Origin of the sequence: Accumulibacter sp. (genome assembly GCF_023806625.1) — a bacterium.
Taxonomy (GTDB): domain Bacteria; phylum Pseudomonadota; class Gammaproteobacteria; order Burkholderiales; family Rhodocyclaceae; genus Accumulibacter.
In genome coordinates this window covers 37,130-58,985 of sequence record NZ_JAMTDX010000008.1, presented here as the reverse complement: position 1 = coordinate 58,985, position 21,856 = coordinate 37,130, and the positions used below count along the sequence as shown (strand labels likewise).

Annotated in this window: 21 protein-coding genes; 13 read left to right on the top strand and 8 right to left on the bottom strand. The window is 65.3% G+C overall.

The genetic code is table 11. The annotated features are described in order from the left end of the window. Nucleotides 1-185: 185 nt before the first annotated feature. Nucleotides 186-980, bottom strand: a complete 795-nt coding sequence (locus NFW05_RS01460) for an outer membrane protein assembly factor BamD (RefSeq protein WP_295302151.1) — start codon at nt 978-980, stop codon at nt 186-188. On the opposite strand from NFW05_RS01460, the gene NFW05_RS01455 reads away from it, so the two are divergent. Both NFW05_RS01455 and pgeF read left to right on the top strand, forming a co-directional pair. Then, nucleotides 958-2,088, top strand: a complete 1,131-nt coding sequence (locus NFW05_RS01455) for an RluA family pseudouridine synthase (RefSeq protein WP_295302150.1) — start codon at nt 958-960, stop codon at nt 2,086-2,088. The two genes, NFW05_RS01460 and NFW05_RS01455, sit on opposite strands and share 23 nt — an antisense overlap. 38 nt (nt 2,089-2,126) lie before the next feature. Further along, nucleotides 2,127-2,945 carry a peptidoglycan editing factor PgeF gene (pgeF, locus tag NFW05_RS01450; protein WP_295302400.1) on the top strand — a complete coding sequence of 273 codons (819 nt, stop codon included), beginning with the start codon at nt 2,127-2,129 and terminating at the stop codon, nt 2,943-2,945. Here pgeF and NFW05_RS01445 read toward each other — a convergent pair whose 3' ends face one another. Continuing rightward, on the bottom strand, nt 2,946-3,170 hold the full coding sequence (locus NFW05_RS01445) for a hypothetical protein (RefSeq protein ID WP_295302148.1): 225 nt from the start codon (nt 3,168-3,170) through the stop codon (nt 2,946-2,948). It abuts the gene before it with no gap. A 452-nt stretch (nt 3,171-3,622) separates the two neighbouring features. On the opposite strand from NFW05_RS01445, the gene phbB reads away from it, so the two are divergent. Further along, entirely contained in the window at nt 3,623-4,366 is a 744-nt protein-coding gene (gene phbB, locus NFW05_RS01440; protein ID WP_295302146.1) for an acetoacetyl-CoA reductase, read from the top strand. A gap of 145 nt (nt 4,367-4,511) precedes the next feature. After that, nucleotides 4,512-5,096: a polyhydroxyalkanoate synthesis repressor PhaR gene (phaR, locus tag NFW05_RS01435; RefSeq protein WP_295302144.1), complete on the top strand. Its 585-nt coding sequence runs from the start codon at nt 4,512-4,514 to the stop codon at nt 5,094-5,096. Between the two features lie 175 nt (nt 5,097-5,271). Here phaR and NFW05_RS01430 read toward each other — a convergent pair whose 3' ends face one another. From NFW05_RS01430 to NFW05_RS01415, 4 genes are all read right to left on the bottom strand, one after another. Further along, nucleotides 5,272-6,477, bottom strand: a complete 1,206-nt coding sequence (locus tag NFW05_RS01430; RefSeq protein ID WP_295302142.1) for a sodium ion-translocating decarboxylase subunit beta — start codon at nt 6,475-6,477, stop codon at nt 5,272-5,274. A 221-nt stretch (nt 6,478-6,698) separates the two neighbouring features. Next, nucleotides 6,699-7,097, bottom strand: coding sequence for a biotin/lipoyl-containing protein (locus NFW05_RS01425; protein WP_295302140.1), 399 nt, complete (start codon nt 7,095-7,097; stop codon nt 6,699-6,701). A 13-nt stretch (nt 7,098-7,110) separates the two neighbouring features. Continuing rightward, nucleotides 7,111-7,440, bottom strand: coding sequence for a hypothetical protein (locus NFW05_RS01420; protein ID WP_295302138.1), 330 nt, complete (start codon nt 7,438-7,440; stop codon nt 7,111-7,113). A gap of 23 nt (nt 7,441-7,463) precedes the next feature. Beyond that, nucleotides 7,464-9,017 (bottom strand): acyl-CoA carboxylase subunit beta, encoded by a 1,554-nt coding sequence (locus NFW05_RS01415; RefSeq protein ID WP_295302137.1) that lies wholly within the window; start codon nt 9,015-9,017, stop codon nt 7,464-7,466. A 428-nt stretch (nt 9,018-9,445) separates the two neighbouring features. Between NFW05_RS01415 and NFW05_RS01410 the strand changes: the two genes are divergently transcribed. From NFW05_RS01410 to NFW05_RS01385, 6 genes are all read left to right on the top strand, one after another. Beyond that, nucleotides 9,446-10,927 (top strand): FAD-linked oxidase C-terminal domain-containing protein, encoded by a 1,482-nt coding sequence (locus NFW05_RS01410; RefSeq protein WP_295302133.1) that lies wholly within the window; start codon nt 9,446-9,448, stop codon nt 10,925-10,927. Continuing rightward, complete coding sequence (gene glcE, locus NFW05_RS01405) at nt 10,927-11,997, top strand: glycolate oxidase subunit GlcE (RefSeq protein ID WP_295302127.1); 1,071 nt, start codon at nt 10,927-10,929, stop codon at nt 11,995-11,997. Before NFW05_RS01410 ends, glcE begins: the two co-directional genes overlap by 1 nt. Nucleotides 11,998-12,010: 13 nt before the next feature. After that, a complete protein-coding gene (glcF, locus tag NFW05_RS01400) occupies nt 12,011-13,261 on the top strand; it encodes a glycolate oxidase subunit GlcF (RefSeq protein ID WP_295302126.1) in 1,251 nt (416 codons plus the stop codon). A gap of 104 nt (nt 13,262-13,365) precedes the next feature. Continuing rightward, nucleotides 13,366-15,102: an AMP-binding protein gene (locus NFW05_RS01395; RefSeq protein WP_295302124.1), complete on the top strand. Its 1,737-nt coding sequence runs from the start codon at nt 13,366-13,368 to the stop codon at nt 15,100-15,102. Further along, nucleotides 15,099-15,404: a hypothetical protein gene (locus NFW05_RS01390; protein ID WP_295302122.1), complete on the top strand. Its 306-nt coding sequence runs from the start codon at nt 15,099-15,101 to the stop codon at nt 15,402-15,404. The genes NFW05_RS01395 and NFW05_RS01390 overlap by 4 nt, the downstream gene beginning before the upstream one ends. A 107-nt stretch (nt 15,405-15,511) precedes the next feature. Continuing rightward, nucleotides 15,512-16,324 carry a protein phosphatase 2C domain-containing protein gene (locus NFW05_RS01385; RefSeq protein ID WP_295302121.1) on the top strand — a complete coding sequence of 271 codons (813 nt, stop codon included), beginning with the start codon at nt 15,512-15,514 and terminating at the stop codon, nt 16,322-16,324. Here the strand turns inward: NFW05_RS01385 and NFW05_RS01380 are convergent. Next, on the bottom strand, nt 16,298-17,773 hold the full coding sequence (locus NFW05_RS01380; RefSeq protein WP_295302119.1) for a DEAD/DEAH box helicase: 1,476 nt from the start codon (nt 17,771-17,773) through the stop codon (nt 16,298-16,300). The genes NFW05_RS01385 and NFW05_RS01380 overlap by 27 nt on opposite strands. A gap of 362 nt (nt 17,774-18,135) precedes the next feature. On the opposite strand from NFW05_RS01380, the gene NFW05_RS01375 reads away from it, so the two are divergent. After that, nucleotides 18,136-19,173 carry an aldo/keto reductase gene (locus NFW05_RS01375; protein ID WP_295302117.1) on the top strand — a complete coding sequence of 346 codons (1,038 nt, stop codon included), beginning with the start codon at nt 18,136-18,138 and terminating at the stop codon, nt 19,171-19,173. 94 nt (nt 19,174-19,267) lie between these two features. Here NFW05_RS01375 and NFW05_RS01370 read toward each other — a convergent pair whose 3' ends face one another. Continuing rightward, nucleotides 19,268-19,663 carry a hypothetical protein gene (locus tag NFW05_RS01370; RefSeq protein ID WP_295302116.1) on the bottom strand — a complete coding sequence of 132 codons (396 nt, stop codon included), beginning with the start codon at nt 19,661-19,663 and terminating at the stop codon, nt 19,268-19,270. Between the two features lie 161 nt (nt 19,664-19,824). Between NFW05_RS01370 and NFW05_RS01365 the strand changes: the two genes are divergently transcribed. After that, a complete protein-coding gene (locus tag NFW05_RS01365; protein WP_295302113.1) occupies nt 19,825-21,099 on the top strand; it encodes an extracellular solute-binding protein in 1,275 nt (424 codons plus the stop codon). A gap of 19 nt (nt 21,100-21,118) precedes the next feature. Next, the gene (ugpQ, locus tag NFW05_RS01360) at nt 21,119-21,853 is read left to right on the top strand and encodes a glycerophosphodiester phosphodiesterase (RefSeq protein WP_295302112.1); all 735 of its coding nucleotides are present in this window, start codon (nt 21,119-21,121) and stop codon (nt 21,851-21,853) included. Nucleotides 21,854-21,856 lie beyond the last annotated feature (3 nt).

The window sequence follows — 21,856 nt, the reverse complement described above, 5'->3', positions numbered from 1 at the left end:
AACGCCGGGAAGCGAGTTCATCTAGCGCTGGTGATCACCGCCTGGCGAGCAGGCCAGAACCCGCGGAAGGCACGGGCGGCCAACCGGGAATACCGAGAGGCCAGCAGGAGGGGAGGCGAGCGAGATCGCCGACCGGCTGCGCGGCTGTCCGGTTTACCGCTCTTGAGCGGGGAGACGGTGGCCGGTCACCAGAGTTTCCACCACGGCTCCTTGCGCTCGAGTCCGCGGACGTAGTACTCGCTACTCGGGAAGTTCTTGCGCATGACTCGCTCGGCGTCGTCGCGTAGGTCGTTCAGGCCAAGTGCATCGTAGGCCTTGACCATGATGAAAAGAGCCTCTTCAGTCGCTGGCGCTTCGGGATAGTTGAGCACGGCGTATTGAGCACGATTCGCCGCCGCGAGATAGGCACCGCGCTTCATGTAGTAACGGGCGACGTGCAGTTCGAGCGAGGCCAGGGCATTGACCAGGTACTTCATGCGCAGGATCGCGTCGGGTGTGTACTTGCTGTCCGGGAAACGGGTGACGAGTTCCCTGAATGCTTCGAAGGACTCGCGCGCACCCTTGGGATCCCGCTCGGTCATGTCCTGGTTGCTGATCGAGCCGAGCAGGCCGAGATCCTCGTTGAAGTTGATCAGGCCGCGGAGGTAGTAAACGTAGTCGACGTTCGGGTGGTTCGGATGCAGTTTGATGAAGCGGTCGCAGGCGGCGAGGGCGGCTGCCGGCTCCTGATCCTTCCAGTATGCGTAGGCAATCTCGATCTGCGCCTGTTGTGCGTATCGACCGTAGGGATAGCGCGACTCGAGCTTCTCGAAGTACTTGATCGCACGCTCATAGGAGCCATCGCTGAGCGCTTCCTTGGCCTCGGCGTAGAGCTTGTTGGCCGACCAGCCGACCGTTTCGTCCTTGTCTTCGGGCAGGAGCCCGCAGCCCGAGATCAGGGCTACGAGGAAAAGCGTCGTGATAACCGCTAAACTACGCATGATGAACGATCCACGGAGACGAAAGGTACTGGCGGCTGGGCCGGTGCGGCGGGATGAGCCGCAGGATTATAGCGCAAACCGGGGAGTCGCCCTGGACGTCCCGGCAGACGCCGCCGGGTGCCGGATCGACCAGATCCTGGCCCGGCTGTTGCCCTGGCACTCGCGCACGCGCATCCAGGCGTGGATCCGCGAGGACCGGGTTCGCGTGGGGGGCATCCGCATAGTTGAACCCCGGCACAGGCTCTGGGGCGGCGAGAGCATCCAGCTCATCGAAGGGCCCGATTGCCGGGCCGACTCCGACAAGGCGGAGGACATTCCGCTGCGCGTCGTTGACGAGGACGACTGGCTGATGGTCATCGACAAGCCGCCGGGGCTCGTCGTTCATCCCGGCAGTGGCAACTGGAGCGGGACTCTCCTCAACGCCTTGCTGCATCATGCGCCGCAGCTCGCCTCCCTACCGCGCGCGGGAATCGTGCATCGCCTGGACAAGGACACCAGTGGCCTGATGGTCGTCGCCAAGACGCTCGAGGCGCACACCGAACTGGTCCGTCAGCTTCAGGCGCGGACTGTCAGGCGGCATTACCAGGCGCTGGCGCGTGGGCGCGTCGAGATCGCGGGAATCATCGATGCGCCCATCGGCAGGCATCCGACGCTGCGCACGAAGATGGCGATCGTCGAAACCGGCAAGCCGGCACGAACGCACTATCGTCCGCTCGAGAGATTTTCCGACTGTACGCTGATCGAGTGTGCTCTAGAGACCGGTCGTACGCATCAGATTCGTGTCCACCTTGCCGCTCAAGGCCATCCGCTGGTCGGTGATGCGGTCTATGGAGGTGGAGCCAGGCGCGCGCCGCCAGGTCCTTCATTTCCCCGGCAGGCCCTGCATGCGTGCCGTCTCGTGCTCGTGCATCCAGCGACCGGGCGTCCAATCAGCTGGACGTCTTGTCTCCCGAAGGACATGGCTGCCCTGATCGGGCTGCTTCGCCTGGGCGTCGGGTTGCCGGATGAACGCTTCGGCGACCAACGGCCGGCGGACCGCCACGGTGGGGGCGGGGACCCAGAAGTCGGCCTTCTCGACGACGCCGAAGTCGATGCAGGTGAGCCATGAGTATCGATCTTACTCGGAGAACTGTCGCCAGCGAGTCGATGCCGAGCGTACCGAGCGCGGTCATTCCCGAATGGCCGGCTCCGTCGCGGGTGCGCAGCTTGGTCACGAAGCGTGGAGGCGGGGTTAGCGCCGCCCCCTACGCGAGCTTCAACCTCGCTGATCACGTCGGCGACGATCCGTTCTCGGTAGCCCGCAACCGCCAGCTCCTGGCGGCGATTCTGCCGGCACAACCCTGCTGGCTCAGGCAGATTCACGGTACCCGGGTCGTCGACGCGGCTACGCTCGTTGACTCGGCAGAGCCTGTCGAGGCTGACGGCTCCCTCTCTCGCCAGGCAGGCGTCGTCTGCGCGGTCCTCACCGCCGATTGCCTGCCGGTACTGCTCTGTGACCGGCAGGGGTCGGTCGTCGCCGTTGCGCATGCCGGGTGGCGTGGCCTGCAGGCTGGAATCATCGAACAGGCGGTTGCCGCGATGGGTGTTCGCGGGGATCAGCTGCTCGCCTACCTTGGCCCGGCCATCGGTCGGCAGGCGTTTGTCGTCGGCTCCGAGGTGAGGACAGGGTTCATCGCCAATGATCCCCGGGCTGAAGCGGCGTTCGAAGCCGCGCGGCGACCAGTCGTTCGCCGGGAGGCCGCTCGGCCGGGTGAACAGCTCCGGGGGATTGATCGCCAGACTCAGCCGGAGCGGTGGCTCGCGGACATCTATCTGCTCGCACGTCAGCGGCTGGCGCGCCTTGGCGTCAGCTCGGTGTACGGTGGGGACTTCTGCACCGTCCGTCAGGAACAGGATTTCTATTCCTACCGTCGGGATGGGGTCACCGGCCGGATGGCCTCACTGATCTGGCTGGATGCCGAATAGTCACGGCGTCGGGCTACGCTCGTCGCGGCCCTCGTCGAGCGGAGTTCCGTCGGCGGCCATCCGCGTCGCCCGCCGACGACGCACGGGGCCACCGAAGAGCCAGAGCAGCAGGGACGTTGGCGCGAGACCGTAGAATAGGAAAGTGAGAACCCCGGCAAAGACGTTGCTTTCAGTCAGCGCCATCAGGATGGTCACATAGAGCCAGGCGATCGCAACGATGTACATCAATGGATTATACGCGCCAGGCTGTCGCAGCGCCCCGTCCGAGGTCGCCGGAACGGTGCTGCTGTACGGCGGCCGGCGAGGCCCTTCAACGACCCCGAAGAATGTCCCGTGGCGTTGACAGCGCCGATGCTGCAATGCAGAATCAATGGTCGTCGCGTTGCTGCAGCGGGGGTCGCAGAGGCCATCGGGATGCGGGCGTCCTCGCGGATCGACGCTCTTCGTCCCGGGCGGCCGTTTGCCGACACTCGTCGTTCGAGCGTCTGGTCAGCAGGCGATGGGCTGCTTCAGTTGGTCCAGGGCAGGACGTCACGGGCTGGATTGGCCTGGCTTTCTCCGGGGAGGCTTCCGTTGCCGGTAAGCGGCTGGCGGACGGGTGGTAGGCAGAGGGTGTAGTCGGGGCGGGATGCGCCGCCAGTTGTTTCAATCAATCGTCGACAGGAAAGGAAAATGCTATGACGCAGCGTGTTGCTCTGGTTACGGGGGCTATGGGTGGGATCGGCACGGCCATCTGCCAGGAACTGGCCAAGGCCGGTCACAAGGTCGTCGCGGCCTATCATCCGGTATTCGACAAGCCCGACGAGTGGCGTGCGGCGATGTCCGAAGCGGGTTTCACCGATTTCGTCTGTGTTGCCGGCGACGTTTCGGACTACGATTCGTGCGCGGCCATGGTTGCCGAGGCCGAAGCAAAGGCCGGTCCGGTCGACATCCTGGTCAACAACGCCGGCATCACCCGCGACAAAATGTTTGCGCGCATGGAGCCGGCGCAGTGGAACGCGGTGATCTCGACGAACCTCTCGAGTCTGTTCAACATGACCAAGCAGGTGTCGGCGAAGATGGCTGAGCGCGGCTGGGGCCGGATCATCAACATCTCGTCGGTCAATGGTCTCAGGGGCCAGGCCGGACAGACCAACTATTCGGCTGCCAAAGCCGGCGTGATCGGGTTCACCAAGGCCCTCGCTGCCGAACTCGCCGCCAAGAACGTGACCGTCAACGCGATCTGCCCAGGCTACGTGGCGACCCAGATGGTCATGGCCATCAAGCCCGAGATCCTGCAGAGCATCGTCGACACGGTGCCGATGAAGCGTCTGGCAAAGCCCGAGGAAATCGGGGGGGCGGTGGTCTATCTGGCTTCGGAGATCGCCGGTTTCATGACCGGGTCAACGCTGAACATCTGCGGCGGTCTGTACTACCAGTAGATCGGCGTCGCTTCGATCGCGCCAAGGACGGGCCCCGGCAGGGGCCTGTTCGCTTTTTCTCTGCGGCGTATAATGATGTTGCAGCGCACCAAGGCGTGCTGACACGCGCCTGCCGAGTTATCCGCAGAGAGGAGGAAGGGTCGCCATGCCCGAGCAGCCCCGATTGATCAAGAAGTATCCGAATCGTCGTCTCTACGACACCAAGACCAGCGCGTACATCACCCTCAGCGACGTCAAGGATCTCGTGCTGGCCCGCGAGAACTTCAACGTCGTCGATGCCAAGAGCGGCGAGGACATCACCCGCAGCATCCTGCTGCAGATCATCCTCGAAGAGGAAGCCGCCGGAATCCCGCTGTTCACCACCGACCTGCTCGCCCAGATGATCCGCTTCTACGGGCACGCGATGCAGGGAATGCTCGGCAAGTACCTGGAGACGAACATCAAGTCCTTCGTCGACTTTCAGAAGAAGCTCCAGGAGCAGTCACAGCAGTTCTACGGCGAAAGCAGCAGCCAGATGCAGAGCGACATGTGGTCGCAGTTCATGAATTTTCAGGGCCCGGCCATGCAGACGATGATGGCCACCTACATGGAACAGAGCCGGAAGATGCTGCACCAGATGCAGGACCAGCTCAAGAACCAGACACGGTCGCTGTTCACCAGCATCCCGCTGCCCGGCTTTCCACCTGTCGAACAGGCCAAGGCACCCAAAGACACTGAAAAACAGGGCTGACGGCGCCGGGCGCCGGTTGTCTGACGGCTGCTGAGCGGACGCCCGGGTTCAGCCAGATCTCGTCCGGCACGGCCGACCCCGCGGCCAGCCGCCGAGCGTCGCGCAAGCCTCGCCGGCCATTGCGTTCCGGGCTGGTCAGTGCATCGCTTGCGCAGCCCGGAGACCGGTGTCGCGGCTAGCGCAACAGGGCCACATAGGTGGCCGCGATGATCGCCGTCGTGATCACCCCGCTGATGTTGGCGCCGAGCGCCTGAGGAAGGATGATCGCTCCCGGGTTGGCGTCGGTGGCGATCTTCTGGACCACCTTGGCCGTCGTCGGTACGCAACTGACTCCGGCAATCCCGATCATCGGATTGAACTTTCCTCCGGTCCAGAAATAGAGGATGTAGCCGCCGAGTAGCCCGCCGAGCGCCGAAATGGTCAGCGCGAGCATGCCCAGCAGCAGCAGTTTGAGGACCGTCGGGTCGAGCAGGGTGTTCGCCTCACAGAGCACGCCCAGCGTCAGTCCAAGGAAGAAGGTTGCTCCGTAGAGAAAGGTCTCGCCGATCAGCTTGACGAAGGGGTCGATACCGCTCTCGCGGACCGCGACGCCGACGAAAAGCGAGAAGAACAATGGCGCGGCCACCGGAAAGAGCAGGCACAACAAGGTGCAGACGATGACTGCGAAAGTCAGCTTCTGGGATCGGCTGATCTTCGGGCCACGGTCAGCGGCCATGTCAACCGCCCGGATATGCTTCGGCACCAGCCACTTGATGAGGTAGGGGTAGGCGCCGTAGGTCAGACCAAGATACAGATAGCCGACAACGGTGATCGGAACGAACAGGTTCCTGGCCAGCACCAGCGAGGTGAACAGCACCATCGGACCGTCCGCACCGCCGATCGTCGCGACTGCTGCGGCTTCGCCTTCGCCGAGTCCGAGGCCGACGGCGATCGGGAAGACGGCGATCGTCCCGAGTTCGGCGAACAGGGCGATGATCATGCTCTGGAACGGCCTGGCCATGACGTAGCCGACGTCGAGCAGCACGCCGATGCCCATGAACACCAGGCAGGCGATCAGGCCATTGCTGAAGGTCAGCGTGTAGATCGGCTGCAGCCAGTCGATCTGAAGGACGTTGATCAGGTCCACGGGGTCGGAGAGCAGCGGATCGACGAACAGCGTTCCAGCCTTGTTGGCTTCGAGGAACATGACCCCGGCGTTGACCGACGACATGCCAAGCCCCATGGGAATCATCAGCAGAGGCTCGAGTACGTTCTTCGATCCCAGGTAGATCAGCAGGAAGCCCAGGAGCATCAGGACGATACGGCCGATCAGGATCTTCGGCTCCGCCGCTGCGAGCGTCGCGATTCCCTGGAAGAGGTCTAGAAAGTGAATGGTTTCCATGCGCTTGAATCCTCGCGCCGGAGGGCACTCGGCCGCTGCGGGCGCAGCACGTTGGGGGTCACTGGAGTGGCCTGCGGGCAAGCGCCCCAGGTCGGGTGAGCAAGGCCGGTGCACCGCCGCGCTGTCGTCGGACGATCTGACTCCTCAGTTCGGCCGAGCGGCCCCGTCGCTCGCCGGTCGGTGTCCGGAGCGATCGGGTTGCGCCGTTCATCGCCTCGAGCCTACGCGATCGTGACCAGCGCCTGGCCGCCTTCAACGGCGTCGCCCGGCGAGACCAGTACGCGGGTCACTTCTCCGGCGCGCGTCGAAGTGATCGGCGTCTTCATCTTCATCGCCTCGATGACCACCAGACGATCGCCGACCGCGACCGACTGCCCGACCTTGACATCGACCTCGACGATCACCCCGCCCATCGCGGCGACGATGTCCCCGGCGCCAGCCGCTGGCGTGCTCGCTGCTGCCGGGGCCGGCGAGGCAGTTGTTGCGGCGGCCACTGGCGCGGCGACAGCGGGCCCTGCCGTCGGCTGGGAGGCTCCCTGCTGCGTCTGGCCGCCGCCAATCTCGAGCACGCTGACGTCGTACTCGCGTCCGTTGACGGTGACTTTGAATTTCCTGGGCATGTTCTAGCTCCTTCTATCTGGGGCCTCGGCCCGCAGGCCCCGGCGTGTGGGTATGCTGGGTGGCACGTGCGCCGGCGGCCCAGCCATGATGCGTTGGTGCAATGTGCAGGATGCGGTGCGGTCCGATGGCCACGAAAATCGCGGCCGACAGCGCAGCGACGTCTTCATCGGGGACGCCGAGACCGACGGGGCAGACGGTGCCCGTCGGCACCTCGGGCGCCCGGCTCTTTTCGAACCGGCTGGTCATTCCGACCAGCACCTTGATCAGCACGGCGACCAGCGCTGAAATCACGATGGCAATTCCGTAAACCTGCAGGGCTTTGAGGATCGCAGCAGTGATCATCGTCCGGGCTCTTTCGTTGATGCTTACATCGGGATGTTGCCGTGCTTCTTGGCCGGCCGCAATTCGCGCTTGTCGAGCGTCTTGCGCAGGGCCAGCGCGACGACCCAGCGGGTGTTCTGCGGCTCGATGACGTCGGTGATGTAGAAGTTGCTCGCCGATACGTATGGGGAAGCAAACTGGTCCCGGTACTCCTGAGCGAGCTCGGTTGCCCTGGCCTGCTTGTCTTCGGCCTCAGCAAGTTCCCGGCGATAGAGAATCTTCACGGCCGCTTCGGCACCCATCACGGCGATCTCGGCGGTCGGCCAGGCGAAAACCATGTCGGCGCCGAGCTCCTGCGCACACATCGCCAGATACGACCCGCCATAAGCCTTGCGCAGGATGACCGTGATCTTCGGCGAGGTGCAAGAACCGTAGGCGGAGAGCATCTTCGCTCCGTGGCGGATGATTCCTCCACGCTCCTGCTCGACCCCGGGCATGAATCCAGGAACGTCGACCAGCGTCACCACCGGGACGTTGAAGATGTTGCACGTGCGCACGAAACGGGCCACCTTGTCGGCCGCATCGAGGTCGAGAGCTCCGGCCATGACCATCGGCTGGTTGGCGACGATGCCGACGACCACGCCGCTGATCCGCGCAAAGCCGACGATCACGTTGCGCGCGAAATTCGCGTGCACCTCGAGCATCGTCCCGTCGTCGACGATCCGACGAATCACCTCGTACATGTCGAAGGGGTCCGACGCACTGTCCGGAAGGCACGCGTTGAGCTCCGGGTCTTCCATTTCCTCGATGGCGACGCCGAGATCGTGAGGCGGATCCTCGGTGTTGTTGGCCGGCAGATAGGAAAGGATCTGCTTGACCAGCGCAATTGCGTGCTGGTCGTCTTCGGCGAGGAAGTGGGCGTTGCCGCTGACCGAGGCGTGCATCTCGGCGCTGCCGACCTCGGCCATCGTCGTCGCGCGACCGGTTACGGCCTTGATCACTTCAGGCCCGGTGAGGAACATGTGCGCATGGTTCCGGGTCATGATCACGAAATCCATCAGCGCGGGCGAATAAGCTGCCCCCCCCGCGCAGGGACCGCAGATCACCGCGATCTGCGGGACGACGCCGGAGAGCAGGACGTTGGTGTAGAAGACGTCGCCATAGCCGGAGAGTGCGTCGACGCCTTCCTGAATCCGTGCCCCGCCCGAATCCTTGAAAGCCACCAGTGGCACACCGGTCTTCAACGCGTGGCGCATGATGCGGGTGATCTTCCTGGCCTGCATCTTGCCGAGCGTGCCCGCGGCGACGCTGAAATCCTGACTGAAGGCCGCCACCTGGGTGTTGCCGACATAGCCGCTGCCGGCGATCACGCCGTCTGCCGGAAGCACTTTCCTGCTCATCCCGAAGTGGACCGCCGCGTGTGCCGCGTGCAGCCCGAGTTCCTGGAAGGTGCCTTCCTCGAACAGGGCATCGAGGCGCTCGCGGGCCGACAGAAGACCCTTGGCGTGGAGCGCATCCAGTTTCTCCGGACTGAGATGGTCGATCAGTCGCGTTCGCTTTTCGCGCAGTCTTTCTATCAACTCAGGTCGTATGGTCATCTGGTTTCCTGACGAATGGCTGGGTTTGAGCAGGTGGTCGCTGGCCAGTCGGGCCAACGCGGCCAAATTAAGGCAGCGTAGTATCTCTGTTTTCGTTCGTGTTGACCAGTGATCAGGAGATCTTCTCGCCCGGTCTTGCGCGCGCACCCTGCGCTAGCCCCGGCGAGATGTGCCGGCTCGCCCTTCGCCGTCGCCTGCCGGGTGGCGTTCGGGAGGTTCCTGCCGGGCGTTTGCCGGCGCCGTGCGCTCGTATCGCGCGCCTTGCGCCGCCCGCGAGCGCAGCCGAATTTCCGGCTTCGCTGGCATCGCCGCTGTGTGGCGTTTGGTGTATTCTGCAGCAGGTCTTCCGCCACGCTGATGACGATGGATGCGAACGAGGCGCACAGGGTCGCCCGCCGGCCGGGACTCGGCGACGAAATGGAGCTCTGATGAGTATGGAAAGCCCGCTTGCTGATCGCCGTTTCGCGGTGAACCGCGGCCAACTGATCCGGCGTCTGCGCGAGGTCCTGCCGGCGCAGGCGCTGCTCGTCGAGGAGGAAGACCTGCGGCCTTACGAATGTGACGGCCTGACCGCCTACCGGGAGGTCCCGTTGCTCGTCGCCCTGCCGGACAGCGAGGCACAGGTGCAGGCGATCCTCAAGGTCTGCGATGAACTGAAGGCTCCGGTCGTCGCGCGCGGAGCGGCCACCGGACTCTCCGGTGGGGCCACGCCACATCCCGACGGTGTCCTCGTCTCGCTGGCCAGACTGAAAAGGATCCTCGGTATCGACCCGTTGTCGAGGACGGCCGTCGTCCAGCCGGGGGTGCGCAATCTCGCGGTCTCCGAGGCGGCAGCGCCTTACGGGCTCTACTACGCGCCGGATCCGTCTTCGCAGATCGCCTGCACGATTGGTGGAAACGTCGCCGAGAACGCCGGCGGCGTGCACTGTCTGAAATACGGGCTGACCGTGCACAACGTGCTCCGCGTCCGCGGTCTGACGATCGCTGGTGAGGTCGTCGAGTTCGGCAGTGCAGCACTCGATTCGCCCGGCTATGATCTGCTGGCCCTGGTGACCGGCTCCGAAGGGCTGCTCGCGGTGATCACCGAAGTCACCGTCAAGCTGACGCCGCGGCCGGAACTGGCGCAGGTGGTCATTGCCTCGTTCGACGACGTGCGCAAGGCCGGCGATGCCGTGGCCAGCGTGATTGCCGCGGGGATCATTCCCGCCGGTCTCGAAATGATGGACAGGAAGGCCATCCACGCCGTCGAGCCTTACGTGAATGCCGGTTACGACATGGCGGCCGAAGCGGTCCTGCTCTGTGAGTCGGACGGCACCCCCGAGGAAGTGGCCGAGGAAATTGAACGGGTGACCGCGGTGCTCGAGGACAGCGGCGCGGCAGGGGTTCGCGTTTCGCAGAGCGAAGCCGAGCGACTCAGGTTCTGGGCGGGCAGAAAGGCTGCCTTTCCGGCCGTCGGGCGAATGACTCCCGACTACCTGTGCATGGACGGAACGATCCCGCGCAAGCACCTGGCCGAGATGCTTGAAGCGATCGCCGAGCTGTCCACGAAGTATCGGCTGCGCTGTGCGAACGTCTTTCATGCCGGAGACGGCAATCTGCACCCGCTGATCATGTACGACGCCAACCAGCCCGGCGAGCTCGCAAGGGCTGCGGCCTTCGGTGCCGAGATCCTCGAGCTCTCGGTCCGCTTTGGCGGCACGATCACCGGGGAGCACGGCGTGGGAATCGAGAAGATCATGCTCATGGCCGAGCAGTTCTCGCTGGCCGAGATTGCCGCCTTTCATCGGTTGAAGGCCGCCTTCGACGAAGGTGGGCTGCTCAATCCCGGGAAGGGTGTGCCGACTCTGGCGCGCTGTCGCGAGTACACGCAGGCCCGCGCGGGTCGGCCGGCGATCTCACCGGAGGGCTGATGACTACCACGATCGACAGCCTCCGGGAACGGGTCAACCAGACAGCGGCTTCGGGCGGCAGGCTGGTCATTCGCGGCGGGGGCAGCAAGTCCTTTTACGGTCGGCCGGAGCAGGGGGATCCGCTCGAAGTCGGCGACTGGCGCGGGATCGTGGCTTACGAGCCGACCGAACTGGTGGTGACCGCGCGCGCCGGAACGCCTCTGCGCGATCTGGCCGCAGCGCTTGCCGAAAGGGGGCAGTGGCTGGCCTTCGAGCCACCTCGCTTTGGCGATGGCGCGACGGTCGGCGGCATGCTGGCGGCCGGTCTGTCGGGTCCGCGGCGGCAGGCTGTCGGCGCCGTTCGCGATTTCGTCCTTGGAGTGCGCGTGCTCAATGGCCTGGGCGAAGTCCTCTCGTTCGGTGGTCGGGTGATGAAGAACGTCGCCGGGTACGACGTTCCCCGGCTGATGGCCGGCAGTCTCGGAACGCTCGGGGTGTTGCTCGAAGTCTCGCTGAAGGTCTTGCCGCGGCCGGTCGCCGAGAAGAGCCTGCGTTTTTCAGTCGCTGAGGCCGCGGCGCTGCGCATGCTGAACGAGTGGGCCGGGCGGCCTCTGCCGATATCTGCGTCGGCATGGCATCAAGGCGTGCTGACGCTGCGCCTCTCGGGCGCTGCGGCGGCGGTCGCGGAAGCGCACCGTGGTCTTGGTGGCGAGGCGCTCGACGACGCCAGCGCGGAGACTTTCTGGGAGGATCTGCGCGAGCAGAGGCATCCCTTCTTTGCCGGTGACGAGCCGCTCTGGCGCCTGTCTCTGCCCTCGTCTGCTGAGCCCCAGCAGGTTCTCGGGCCGACTCTCGTCGAGTGGGGAGGGGCGCAGCGCTGGCTCCGTGGCGGCGACGCGCGAACGATTCGCGCGGCTGCCGTTGCAGCCGGAGGACACGCCACGCTGTTCCGCGCGGACGTCGCGAGCAGGGCAGAGGTCGGTGTGTTCCAGCCGTTGTCCGAACCGCTGGCGCGGATCCAACGCCGGTTGAAGCATGCGTTCGACCCTCACGGCGTGTTCAACGCTGGACGCATGTACCCCGATTTCTGAGAGTTCGCCGACCATGCAGACCAACCTGGCCGATTTCATTCGCGACACGGCGGCGGGGCGCGAGGCCGACGCGATTCTCCGCAGCTGTGTCCACTGCGGCTTTTGCACCGCAACCTGTCCGACGTTCCAGCTGCTCGGTGATGAGCTCGATGGTCCACGCGGGCGCATCTACCTGATCAAGGAGATGCTCGAAGGACAGCCGGTCACCGAGCGGACCCGCAAGCACCTCGATCGCTGCCTGAGCTGCCGCTCGTGCGAGACGACCTGTCCGTCGGGAGTGCGCTACCATCGCCTGCTCGAGATCGGACGTGAAGTTCTCGAACGGCGTGTTCCGCGATCGCGCTCGTCGCGGATCATGCGCCTGATGCTCTGCGAAGCTCTCCCTAGGCAATGGATTTTCAGGCCGGCGGTGCGTCTCGGTCAGGCGCTGCGTCCGTTTCTGCTGGCGGCGCTCGCCGGGAAGGTGCCGGCCCGACAACCCGCGGCCCGATCATGGCCACGCGCGTCGGGTCATCGGCGCCGGATGGTTGCGCTGGCCGGGTGTGTGCAGTCCACGCTGACGCCGCAGACCAATGCGGCCGCCGCGCGGGTTCTCGACCGGTTGGGCATCGAACTGATCGAGGTTGCCGGGGCCGACTGCTGCGGTGCGTTGCGCTACCACCTCGACGCTCGCCAGGGCGCATACGCAGACATGCGCCGGGTGATCGATGCCTGGTGGCCGGATGTGCAGAGCGGGCGAGTCGAGGGTTTCGTGATGACCGCGTCGGGTTGTGGCGCGCACGTCCGCGAGTATGGGGAGCTGTTCCGCGATGACCCGGCCTATGCCGAAAAGGCGGAGCGAATCGCCGCCCTGACCCGCGACGTCTCCGAGGTGCTCGCTGCCGAACGCGATTCGCTGAACCGCCTGCTGCGCGACGCCGGCGGCGGCACTGGACAGACCGTCGCCTTCCATTCGCCGTGCACCTTGCAGCATGGCCAGAAGATCCGGGGCATCGTCGAGGGGTTGCTGACTGCCTGCGGCTATCAGCCGTCCGCCGTTGCCGACCCGCACCTCTGCTGCGGGTCGGCAGGGACCTATTCGATCACTCAGCCGGTCCTGGCTACCCAGTTGCGTGACGACAAGCTGGCTGCGCTTCAGGCCGGTTCGCCGGTCTTCCTGGTCACGGCGAACATCGGTTGTCAGACTCATCTGCAGAGTGGGACGGCCAGGCCGGTCCGTCACTGGATCGAGCTGGTCGACGAGCGCCTCAGCGCGATTCGCTGAATGTTCGCCGGAGCGTTTTTGGCGGCAGTGCCAGGCGAGCGGCAGTGGCGCGCGTTCGGTGTGCTGCAGGTTGGCCGTGCTGCTCGTGGCGACGACGACGGGCCGTGAGCAGTCGCGAAGAACGGGCACCGGGCAGCGATCTCGGCTCGTCCGACGGTGACAGGGCCGGGGCGGACGAAGGGCCAGCGATCGAGATCGACCCGCGGGCGCAAAGCCACGAAGAACTCTGCCGAGAGTTTCGCTGGCGGGTTCCGGCCCGTTTCAACATCGGTACCGCGGTCTGTGGACGCTGGGCTGCCGACCGCAGTCGCTTCGCCCTGTACTACGAAGACCGGCACGGCTTCACTTCAGCGCACAGCTTCTGGGACATCCAGCACGACGCAAACCGTCTGGCCAACGTGCTGGCCGCGCTGGGCACGGTGCGTGGCGACCGCGTGGCGGTTTGCCTTCCGCCGCGTCCGGAGGCCGCGATCGCCCTTGTCGCCATCGCGCAGATGGCTGCAATCGCCGTGCCGCTGTCTCCGTGGCTCGTGCCGGAGTTGCTCGAACGGCGGCTCGGCGACAGCGGCGCGCACGTCGCGATCGTCGATGAGACGACGATGGCTGCGTTGCTCGAGGTTCGCGACCGCCTGCCGGGACTGCGTCACGTCCTTGGTGCAGGTGCCGCGCGAGGCCCGGGGCTCAGGGACTGGGCCGAGGTTCTCGAGCATGCCTCGCCACGCTACACGGCGGCAGACACGGCGCCCGCTGATCCGGCCATGATCCTCTATCCGGAGGGCTTGTCTGGCGTTCTGCTCGGCCATCGCACGCTCCCAGGAGTACTCAGTGGCTACCTCTGTGCGCACGACTTCGGTCCTCACCCCGGTGACCTGTTCTGGTCGCCGGCCGACTGGGCGTCGGCTGACGGTTTGTGGAACGGCCTGCTGCCGACCTGGCATTCCGGGGTACCGCTGCTGGCCTACAACGGCCCGTTCGATCCGGCAAAGGCGCTCGCGCTGCTGCAGCGCTATGCGGTGCGCAACTGGCTGATCGATTCGTCGGCCCTGCGGATGGTCCGGGAGAGCTTCCCCGAGCCGAAGGCGCATTTCGACCTCGAACTGCGGACGCTGGTCTGTACAGGAGAGCCGGCCGGTGAGGCCATCGTCCGATGGGCCGGCGAGAAGCTCGGAGTGACGATCAGTGAGACCTGGGGGGTGAGCGAATTCCCCTGCCTGGCAGGAAGCAGCCCGCGGCGATGGTCGGTGAGTCCGGGTTCGCTGGGTCGGGCCTATCCCGGGCATCGTCTCGCGGCGGTCGACGGACTGGGGCGCGTGCTGCCGGCTGGGGAGATCGGCCAGCTCGCCGTCAATCGACGGTGCAACGGGGCGGATGATCCGGCGCTCGGGCTCGGCTACTGGAATCAGCCGGCTGAGGCCGGACGGCATTTTGTCGGCGATGGCTGGCGAGTGACGGGGTGCCTCGGGACAATCGATGAGCAGGGGAATATGTTTGCGCATCGGCCTGAGCGCGACGGCCCTGGCGCCCCCGAACGAGGCGTCATTCAGTGCGACGTCGAGGAACGTCTGCGCGCCCATCCAGCAGTCGCCGCGTGTGCGGTGATGGCCTGCGATGAACGGATCAGCGACGGAGGTCTGAAGGCGCTGGTCGTCGTCCGGAGCGGCATTCTGCCATCGCCGCAGTTGCGCGGGGACCTGCTCGGCCATCTGGCCGGCGATCACCGGACCGCTTGTCGGCTGAAAGCGATAGAATTCGTTCGCCAGCTACCGGCCACTGTCGACGGCAGGACTGGCGAGCGCAGGCAGGAAGCTTCGGGCGATGCCCGGGCACGGGGAGCGGGATGATCAGCGAGCAAGATGAGCAGTCAGCCGGCATGCCGCTGGAGCGAAGGAGAAACTCTCGTCTGCGCTCGATGTTCGAGGACGCTTTTGTGATCATCGAGCCCTTCCTCGACCCTGCCCGGGGGTGGACCGGGCAGTCTCTCGAACACCTCGCGCATCGCCTCATCGCGCAGAGTTTCCCGCAGCTTGACGTGGAGGAAGTTCATGCCCTGGTTGTCGCGGTGCACCGGGCGTACATCGCACGGAATCCCGAAACGAGCGGGCATCTGCCGCGCCCCGACGAACTTCATCTGGTCAAGCTCTGAATGCGCGCGGCAGCCGATCGGCCCATTCCGCGCAGCGCTGCCCGGGCCTGTCTTCCGCGCGGAGGCCTCTTGCGCACAGCGTCGTTCGCCGACCGAAAGGGGGCACGATGCCGCTCGTGATTGATGCCTGTGTCGCTCAGCACCAGGGTGATCGCCGCGAACAGCAGGACCGCGCAGCGATTCTGCCGCATCCTCGCGGTGGCGGAGTGACGCTCGCCGTCGTCGCCGACGGAATGGGCGGGCATACGGGCGGGGTCATTGCTGCGCAGCAGGTGATCCACACTGCACGCAACAACCTCGAGGGCTTCTCGGTGCGGACGGAATCGGCCAGAACCCTGCTCGAGTCGTGCATCAATGAAGCGCACATGCTGATCAAGGCCTCGCGCTTCATCAACGAGAAGGACCCGCACAGCACCGTCGTGATGTTGCTGCTGCAGCCAGGGAAAGTCAGCTGGGCGTACTGCGGCGACAGTCGCCTCTACCACTTTCGCGGCGACAGTCTGGTGTTTCGCACCATCGATCATTCGTACGTCGGACAACTGGTCGTTCAGGGGCGGATCACGCCCGAGCAGGCGCTGGTCCATCCGAACCGCAATATCTTGCTGACCTCGCTCGGCGGAGTCGAGGCTCCCAGGATCGAGTACGGGGAGGCCGAGGACTTGCAGCCGGGAGACTCTTTCCTGCTCTGTTCTGACGGACTCTGGGCGTATTTCAGCGAGCAGGAACTGGCCTGGGCGATCAATGGTTCGGCCACGGCCCGTGAAGCGTCCGAGTTGCTCATCGGGCGGGCCCGGCTGCTCGGCAATGGCGACGGCGACAACATCTCGATGGCCATCCTCAAGCTCGTCGAAGCGCCCGCTCCCGAGCAAAAAGCAGGAAGCGTGCCGGCAGGCCTACTTTCGTCCAGGACCGCCAAGTAGTGCCGCAACCGGGCGACGAGGCTTCTGCGGGCGCTCGTCACCGGTCAGGGCCTTCTCGGGTTGGCCGCCGACCGGTGCGGCGGGCGGTTGTGGATCGCGGCTCTCGTACGGCTTGCTGAAATCGAAACCGTCGATGGGCGGTTCGGACTGACGTGCTCGCTTGGGTTCCCGGACCGGCGCATCGCCGGCTGACTGAGGACGCGAGGTGCGTCCGCCGCGCGAAGTCGGCGTGTCGGCTGCGGGTCGGAGCGGTGCCGACCGCCGGTCGCGCCGGCGATTCTCGTCGGGAGGGTAGCAATAATCGTCTTCGGGTTCGAAACCCGGGATGACGACCTGCTCGATTTGCCGCCTGATCAGCTTTTCGATGTCCACGAGGTAAGCGACTTCGCTTGCCGAGACCAGCGAAACTGCCGTTCCGGGTCGGCCTGCGCGCCCTGTCCGCCCGATGCGGTGGATGTAATCCTCCGGGGTGTGCGGAAGCTCGTAGTTGATCACGTGCGGCAGCTCGTCGATGTCCAGCCCGCGCGCTGCGACGTCGGTCGCCACGAGCACGAGCGTCGATCCCTCCTTGAACGAATCGAGCGCCTTGAGTCGATCCTGCTGGCTCTTGTCACCGTGAATCGAGTCGGCTGCGATTCCCGCGCGCTGCAGGTCGCGGGCGAGGCGGTTCGTTTCGATCTTGGTCCGGGTGAAGACCAGAACCTGATTGAACTCCGCAGACCTCAGGAGCTTGACCAGCAGAGCCCGTTTCGCCGTGGCGGAGACCGGATGAACGCGGTGGGCGATCGTCTCGGAAACGGTATTGCGGCGGGCGACTTCAATCAGCACCGGGGCACGGAGCATGCGGTCGGCGAGCTTCCGGATCTCTTCGGAGAAGGTCGCCGAGAAAAGGAGACTCTGGCGCTGCGCTGGCAGCAGGTTGATGATTCGCGTGACGTCCGGAATGAAGCCCATGTCGAGCATGCGATCGGCCTCGTCGAGGACGAGTGCCTGGACGCTGGTGAAGTTCAGGCAGCGCTGCTCGACGAGGTCCAGCAGTCGCCCGGGCGTGGCGACGAGCACCTCGACGCCTCTGCGAATCTCGGCGATCTGGGGTTTGATATCGACACCGCCATAAACGCAGGCAGTTCTGACGGGCACGTAGCGACTGTAGGTTCTGACCGATTCGTGAACCTGGATGGCCAGTTCACGCGTCGGCGCGAGCATCAGGACGCGTACCGGGTGCCTGGCCGGTGAGGGGCTGCCGTTGGCGAAGGGCAGCAGGCGCTGAAGCAACGGCAGAGCAAAGGCGGCGGTTTTGCCTGTTCCGGTCTGTACGCCGCCCATCAGATCCTGACCCGACAGGACGATCGGTATCGCCTGTTCCTGGATTGGCGTCGGCTCGGTGTAACCCTCGTCAGCAAGCGCTCTCAGCAGTTCGCCGGCCAGACCGAGTTCGTCAAAAGCCATCCGATTCCCCAAATCGACCAAAAATCAACTTCGTAGGGCGACGATTATACACCCAGCGGAGCACCGCCGCAGAGCCGCTCTAGAGGTCCGGTCGAGATCGAGTGGTGGCCTCTGTCCTGAGTCGGGCGTTCGCCAGATGAATGGTCGCCGGAGGAGCACCAGGCGAGCAGCAGTTCTTCAGTTGCGGTATCGTAGCGACATCCCGGGCCGGGTGCTGCGCATGGCTTCGACAGCCGAGTGGGCCAGGGCGCTGGTCTTCCCCCGGAAGCAGGGCCAGCGGTGAGTCAGCGTATGCCCGGTCGGCTGGTCGCCGCCTGTCGTCGGGTCGAATTGGGCAACCGAGCAGGAAAATTGGAGGACGCATGAACACGAACACGCTGGGCAACAGTTCGCTCGTCGTTTCAGAAATCTGTCTCGGCACGATGACCTTCGGACAGCAGAACAGCGAAGCCGAGGCGCACGCGCTGCTCGACCGGGCCGTCGCGGCCGGGGTCAACTTCATCGATACTGCAGAGCTCTATCCCGTTCCGCCACGCGCCGAGACCTCTGGCCGGACCGAGGAGATCGTCGGCAACTGGCTGGTCAAGCAGGAGCGGGATCGGGTCGTCGTGGCCACCAAGGCAGCCGGTCCCTCGCGCGGCCTCGGCTGGATCCGTGAGGGTCGCCTCGACTTCAGCCTCGGCTGCCTGCGCCAGGCGGTCGAAGGCTCATTGCGGCGCCTGCGAACCGAGTACATCGATCTTTACCAACTGCACTGGCCGGCGCGCAATCAGCCGATGTTCGGTGAGTGGCGGTACGATCCGCGAAAGGAATACCCGTCGACACCGATTCTCGAAACGCTCGGGGCGCTGGCGACGTTGGCGCAAGAGGGCAAGATTCGCCACTTCGGGCTGTCCAACGAACATCCGTGGGGGGTCATGGAGTTCGTACGCCTCGCCAGGGAGCATGGTCTACCCGGACCGGTGTCCTTGCAGAACGCTTACAGCCTGCTCAACCGTGTCTACGAGAGCGGTCTGGCGGAGGTCTGCCATCGCGAGAAGGTCAGCTTGCTGCCCTATTCGCCGCTGGCTTTCGGAACGCTCTCCGGAAAATACCTCGACAATCCGCAGGCTCCCGGGCGAATCACCGAGTTTCCGGGTTTCGGCCAGCGTTACGGCAAGGCCAACGTTGCTCCGGCAGTCGCCGCCTACTGTGCCCTGGCGAGGCGCAACGGACTCACTCCAGCGCAACTGGCGCTTGCCTTCGTCTATTCGCGCTGGTTCGTCGCCAGCACGATCATCGGTGCGACCAGTGTGATGCAACTCGACGAGAATCTGGCCGCTTCGGCCGTTCGCCTGTCGCCTTCGCTGCTTGCCGAGATCGACGCAATCCACCTGCGCCATACCAACCCGGCGCCATGACCCTGCGCGACCGCGGCGGGTCGGGTGGTACCGATCACGGGTGTGTCTCGGCGATCGCGCCGCCCTTTTCGGGCACCACCGGGTCAACGATCGATCAGTTCTTCTCGCTGGCCTTCTGCTCGGCGCGTACTTCAGCTGGCTCCTCGGCGGCGGCCTTCTTCTTGCGCGTCCCCGGCGGCTGCGGCGGCGGCAACTGAGGCTCGACGGTTTCCAGCCGGTTCTCGCGCATGTACTGGTCCATGTCACGCCAGCCTTCGTAGATCGCCGCCTTGGGCAGCCAGGAGTAGATCGAGTAGCAGTCCTCGATCGCTCTGCCCGATTGCCGGCAGGCTCCGCCCACCGCCTTGCCGTCGGCTTCGAGTCGGGCAGTCCTGGCTGCCGGCGCCTCGATGCCCAGCTTCTGCTGGATTGCATCGCAACCGCCCAGGCCGAAGAGGAGGCAGCAGCTGAACGGAATGCTGATGAGCGGGCGCGGTGCGCGCTTGATCACGGAATTCTCCCCGGCAGGAGCCTACGACGGGTCCATTTTAATCACAAATGGCGTCGATGACCGGCGATCGCCGATCGTCGTCGCCCGTTGCCGTCGCAACGCGTACCCTACGGGCTGCCTGACACTATAATCACAGCTTTTCCGTTCGCCAAAGGACCGCCATGCATTTCCTCAGACTTCTTCCTGCCGCTGCGGCGCTCGCCCTGGTCGCGCCTTTCTCCCTCCCCGCACTGGCCGCGGTGACCGACATCGAACTGTCTCACCAGCTCGACGAGGACCGTGCCGAGCGGCTCGAGAAGCTGGTCGAGCGTTTCAACGGACGACAGAAGGACTATCACGTCAAGCTCGTGCGCCGCGTTCAGGGCGATGCGCCGAAGGATCTGAACCTGGTGACGCGTGAAGAACAGGCGCGTTTCGTCGCCGCGAAAGCTGCTTTCAGGCCCCTGCATCAGGTGATGAGGGAAGCCAACATGCCCTTCGACGGCAGCAAGCTGGCCCCGGAGCTCCGGGTCGGTCTGAGCGATGCCCAGGGCAACCTCTTCGCCCTGCCGGTGGCCATGTCCACTCCGGTGCTGTTCATCAACAGGTCGGCTTTCCGCAAGGCCGGACTCGACCCGGAGAATCCGCCGAAGACCTGGGCCGAAGCCCAAAAGGCGGCCGACAAACTGTTCGACTCCGGAAGCAGCTGCCCGTACACCACCTCGTGGCCGGCGTGGGTGCATATTGACAATCTGAGCTCCTGGAACGGCGTCGAGGTCGCCGACGCCAAAGGCAGGCTCAACTTCAACGGCCTCGTTCAGGTCAAGCATACGGCGATGATGACGACCTGGGCCAAGGCCCGATTCTTCATCTATTTCGGGCGTCGTGACGAAGCCGACAACCGCTTTGCAGCGGGAGAGTGCGCGATGTTGACCAGTTCTTCTTCGCTCTTCGGAGCTTTGCACGAAAGCCGCAAGCTGGAGACCGGCGTGTCGGCCCTGCCCTATCACGACGACATCCAGGGAGCCCCACAGCAGACGATGGCCGGGGGGGCTTCATTGTGGGTGGGCGCGGGTCAGAAGCCGGACGACTACAAGGGGGTCGCGCATTTCGTCGCCTTCCTGCTCGAACCGGACATCCAGGTCGAGCTGACCGCCGTCGCCGGATTCCTGCCGATGACCCCGGCGGCGCGTGCGGCGGCGGAGAGCAAGCTGCTCAAGGGGGACGTCGCGGAGCTCAAGGTAGCCTATCGGCAACTTCAGGGGCCGGCTGCGCTGCGCACGCTGCGCGTTTCGGAGATCGAGAAGGTGCGAAACATCGTCGAGGAGGAACTCGAGTCCGCCTGGTCCGGCAAGACCCCGGCCAAGGAGGCCCTCGACCTGGCCGTTCAGCGTGGCAATCTGGTCATGAGTGCCTCACCGTCAGGATCGGGGAAGGCGCCAGCCCGCCAGAAGTAGTCGGACGGCGCGCCCGGCGATGGCCGTTGACCGGCTTCTGCCGCGCGTCTTCGCGCACCGCTGTGGCGGTGCGCTCGCCCCCGAGAACACTCTGACCGGTCTGTCGATAGCCGCCCGCCTGGGTGTCAGGGCGGTCGAGTTCGACGTCATGCTTTCCGCCGACGGGACTCCCTGGTTGATCCATGACCAGACGCTGGAGCGTACCACCGACGGCTCTGGACCCGTCTGCGCAGCCAGCGATCGCCTGCTGGGCAGGCTCGACGCCGGCGTACGCCATCATCCGGCGTTCGCCGGCGAGCCGCTTCCGACGCTGGAGTCGGCCGCGCGGCTTTGCCGTCGGCTGGGCCTGTTGGCCAACGTCGAAATCAAGCCGGCAGCTGGGCTCGAAGTGCTGACTGGCCGGGTCGTCGCGCAGCAGGCGCGCGACTTGTGGGCGGGCGCGGCTTCCGGGCTGCTGCTCTCTTCCTTCTCCGGGGAGGCTCTCGCCGCTGCGCGTGCGGCTGCACCGGAACTCGCTGTGGGTTGCCTCTACCAGCAAGTACCGGACGACTGGCTTGTCCGGTGCAGGGACCTCGCTGTATTCAGCCTGCATTGCGACGCCGAACTCGTCGACGACGAGGTGATCGATGCGGCCCGCTGCGCGGGAATCTCCGTGCTGTGCTACACCGTGAATCATCGGGAGTGCGCGAGCTCACTGTTTCGCCGCGGCGTGGCGGCGGTGTTCAGCGACCGGATCGACCGCGTCACGGGGTGATCG

Excerpts from the sequence above, each read along its gene's own strand:
- NFW05_RS01460 (WP_295302151.1), bottom strand. The coding sequence starts at position 980 with ATGCGTAGTTTAGCGGTTATCACGACGCTTTTCCTCGTAGCCCTGATC.
- pgeF (WP_295302400.1), top strand. The coding sequence starts at position 2,127 with ATGCCGAGCGTACCGAGCGCGGTCATTCCCGAATGGCCGGCTCCGTCG.
- NFW05_RS01445 (WP_295302148.1), bottom strand. The coding sequence starts at position 3,170 with ATGTACATCGTTGCGATCGCCTGGCTCTATGTGACCATCCTGATGGCG.
- phbB (WP_295302146.1), top strand. The coding sequence starts at position 3,623 with ATGACGCAGCGTGTTGCTCTGGTTACGGGGGCTATGGGTGGGATCGGC.
- phaR (WP_295302144.1), top strand. The coding sequence starts at position 4,512 with ATGCCCGAGCAGCCCCGATTGATCAAGAAGTATCCGAATCGTCGTCTC.
- NFW05_RS01430 (WP_295302142.1), bottom strand. The coding sequence starts at position 6,477 with ATGGAAACCATTCACTTTCTAGACCTCTTCCAGGGAATCGCGACGCTC.
- NFW05_RS01425 (WP_295302140.1), bottom strand. The coding sequence starts at position 7,097 with ATGCCCAGGAAATTCAAAGTCACCGTCAACGGACGCGAGTACGACGTC.
- NFW05_RS01420 (WP_295302138.1), bottom strand. The coding sequence starts at position 7,440 with ATGATCACTGCTGCGATCCTCAAAGCCCTGCAGGTTTACGGAATTGCC.
- NFW05_RS01415 (WP_295302137.1), bottom strand. The coding sequence starts at position 9,017 with ATGACCATACGACCTGAGTTGATAGAAAGACTGCGCGAAAAGCGAACG.
- NFW05_RS01410 (WP_295302133.1), top strand. The coding sequence starts at position 9,446 with ATGAGTATGGAAAGCCCGCTTGCTGATCGCCGTTTCGCGGTGAACCGC.
- glcE (WP_295302127.1), top strand. The coding sequence starts at position 10,927 with ATGACTACCACGATCGACAGCCTCCGGGAACGGGTCAACCAGACAGCG.
- glcF (WP_295302126.1), top strand. The coding sequence starts at position 12,011 with ATGCAGACCAACCTGGCCGATTTCATTCGCGACACGGCGGCGGGGCGC.
- NFW05_RS01390 (WP_295302122.1), top strand. The coding sequence starts at position 15,099 with ATGATCAGCGAGCAAGATGAGCAGTCAGCCGGCATGCCGCTGGAGCGA.
- NFW05_RS01385 (WP_295302121.1), top strand. The coding sequence starts at position 15,512 with ATGCCGCTCGTGATTGATGCCTGTGTCGCTCAGCACCAGGGTGATCGC.
- NFW05_RS01380 (WP_295302119.1), bottom strand. The coding sequence starts at position 17,773 with ATGGCTTTTGACGAACTCGGTCTGGCCGGCGAACTGCTGAGAGCGCTT.
- NFW05_RS01375 (WP_295302117.1), top strand. The coding sequence starts at position 18,136 with ATGAACACGAACACGCTGGGCAACAGTTCGCTCGTCGTTTCAGAAATC.
- NFW05_RS01365 (WP_295302113.1), top strand. The coding sequence starts at position 19,825 with ATGCATTTCCTCAGACTTCTTCCTGCCGCTGCGGCGCTCGCCCTGGTC.
- ugpQ (WP_295302112.1), top strand. The coding sequence starts at position 21,119 with ATGGCCGTTGACCGGCTTCTGCCGCGCGTCTTCGCGCACCGCTGTGGC.